The sequence below is a fragment of the Commensalibacter sp. A3DC genome, from assembly GCF_047307945.1.
GTDB lineage: Bacteria > Pseudomonadota > Alphaproteobacteria > Acetobacterales > Acetobacteraceae > Commensalibacter > Commensalibacter melissae.
This window is the reverse complement of the sequence record NZ_JAXOQA010000109.1, coordinates 1-2,671: the sequence shown is the minus strand read 5'-3', so window position 1 is coordinate 2,671 and position 2,671 is coordinate 1. Positions and strand designations below refer to the sequence as shown.

Genomic DNA, 2,671 nt, shown 5'->3' with positions numbered 1-2,671 from the left:
AAAGGCTTAAAAGTAATTCTTTTAAGCCTTTATAAAAAAACGAAAATTACCGTTTCCACCAGCCGGAACGTGGCGTTTTGGTCGGTGTGTCATCTATGACAATGGGCTGAATTAAGGGTTGTTCGTTATTTTCATCAGCTTCCTTGGTTTTTTTGGGTTTTCGAACCGTTGTTTTTTTGGCTGTAGTTGTTTTACGTGCTCTGGTAGTTTTTTTGGTCTTCGTTTCCTTTTCCTCTTTATTATCTGATTTTTCCTCGGTTTCGTTTTCTTTTGACTCTTTTTTGCTTGATGCTCTTTTACGTGTCGTTTTGGTGGTGCCTGTGGATTTGGTGGTTTTAGTAGACCGTCGACGTTTTGGAGCGGGTTTTTCCTCTTTTATTTCCAGATTATCTGAAGTTTCATCCTCTTTATTTACAGCGTCAGAATTATCAATAACTTGATTTATCAAAGATTCAGTTTCTTCATGCTGATTCTGGCTTTTGTCGGCATCAATTTCAATTGAAACAAAGGTTGGAGTCACAGTTATTTCTTCAGGTTTTTCATTGATGACAGGTTCTGGTATAGGTTTAGCCTCAAGAATGGGAGTAAAGTCATTATTTTTTTGAGCCTTACCTTGTCCTTTTTTATAACGGTTACGACGGGAATGATGGGATTGTCTTTTATCCCTGGAGTTACTGTATGTTTTTTTGTTTTCCTTATATTGTTCCGAATAAGAATCGAGATTTGTATCGTCTTGTTTAAGCTCTATGGAGACAGAATTTTGACGTAATGCTTTTGATTCAGGTTTTAGATCAATAACTTTATCCTCTATCTCATCTTGTCTATAATCTGTTTTTGAATTTGTCTGATATTCAAGATAGGATTGGATTGGTATTTCCCTGACAAAAAGATTCTCCTGAACTACATTTGGTGTAGATTGAAGTATTTCATCATCAGGATCCATATCAAGTGAGGAATCAGTCTTGCTTGAAAAACGGACATTATGAGAGGACAGGGTTGAATCAATTGTAAATTCAATCTTGATTTTATATTTCTTTTCAATATCCGCCAGCCATCTGCGTTTTTGGTTGAGAATATTCAAGGCAATTTCACCGGATGAAATGGAAACGGTTAAAATTCCTGGTTTGATTTTACGAGCTTCTTCATCAATCTGTCTGATGATTTGTAAAGAAATATTGGCGTCACTTCGAATAATACCTGTTCCATTACAAGCGGAACATGGAGTGAAGGCAAATTCAGCAATAGAGGGACGTAACCTTTGACGGGTCATTTCCAGTAAGCCAAAGGAGGAGATGGAACCGATCTGAATTCGTGCACGGTCTTTGTGAAGTAGAGATTTCAAACGACGTTCAACAATATAATTATGCTTCTTGTTTTCCATATCAATGAAATCGATAACGATTAATCCAGCCAGATCTCTCAACCTTAACTGGCGTGCAATTTCATTGGCGGCTTCCTGATTGGTTCTCAATGCAGTTTCTTCAAGATCTTTCTCCTTGATTGAACGGCCTGAATTTACATCAATAGCCACCAAAGCCTCTGTTTGATTAATGACTAAATATCCCCCCGATTTTAGTTGGACAATCGGGGAAAGCATTTGATCAATCAAATTTTCAACCTTGTAATAAGAAAAAAGAGATTGTTTTTGATCTCTCCACAGATGAAGCTTATGTACATTTTGCGGCATCAATGCGCGCATATAATCTCTCGCTTGAGACCAAGCATCCTCGCCATCTATCAAAATTTCATTAATATCTTGTGTATAATTATCACGTAATGTCAATTTCAATAAGTTGGAATCTTCATAAATAAGAGCTGGCGCAATCGACTTCATGGTTAGATTGCGTATTTCATCCCATAAGTGAAGCAGATATTCCCCATCTTTTAGGGTATCCGCTTTTGGGCATTGGGCTCCTGCAGTACGGATAATCATTCCCATATGTGATGGGATATTCAGTTCAGTGATAATATCCTTCAACCGTTTTCTTTCAGATGGTGAAGTGATTTTTCTAGAAATTCCGCCATTCCGTAAGGAATTTGGCATTAAAACACAATAGCGTCCTGCCAAAGATAGATAGGTTGTTAATGCCGCGCCTTTATTTCCACGTTCTTCTTTTACCACTTGAACGAGGATAATTTGTCTTTTATGAATAACTTCCTGAATTTTATAGTTCTTGATTATGCTATTATGGGAATGAACCATGTCTTCATAATAGGAAGGCTGATCTGGATCCAATTCTTGATCCGGATTTGGTTCTTCCTCCATTTTATTTAATTCTTGGATTTCCAGCAGTTTTTTTCGGTCTGCAACGGGAATTTGATAATAATCAGGGTGAATTTCATTAAAAGCTAAAAAACCATGGCGATTTCCACCATAATCAACAAAAGCAGCCTGTAGACTGGGTTCAATTCTGATTACTTTGGCTAGGTAGATATTACCTTTTATTTGTTTCTTTGCGGAATTTTCAATATCATATCCCTCGATGTAATTGCCATCAAGGATCACGACGCGTGTTTCTTCTTTATAGCTGGCATCAATCAGCATTTTTTTATTCATGTTTTACTAATACTCCGGTGATTGTAGTCACAATCCATAGTTTTTTGAAGAAATGCTTTTTGTTGGAAACATGTTTTTAATTATCGTCTTAAGGGAAATGTAACCATGAAGCAT

The 2,671-nt window shown here is 36.8% G+C and carries 1 protein-coding gene; it reads right to left on the bottom strand.

The window, feature by feature from the left end; genetic code table 11:
- Positions 1 to 46 precede the first annotated feature (46 nt).
- Positions 47 to 2,557, bottom strand: coding sequence for an Rne/Rng family ribonuclease (locus tag U0839_RS08655; RefSeq protein WP_155565703.1), 2,511 nt, complete (start codon positions 2,555 to 2,557; stop codon positions 47 to 49).
- Positions 2,558 to 2,671: the final 114 nt, after the last annotated feature.

Bases quoted from the DNA above. Each gene is read 5' to 3' on its own strand.
- U0839_RS08655 (WP_155565703.1), bottom strand. From the start codon at position 2,557: ATGAATAAAAAAATGCTGATTGATGCCAGCTATAAAGAAGAAACACGC.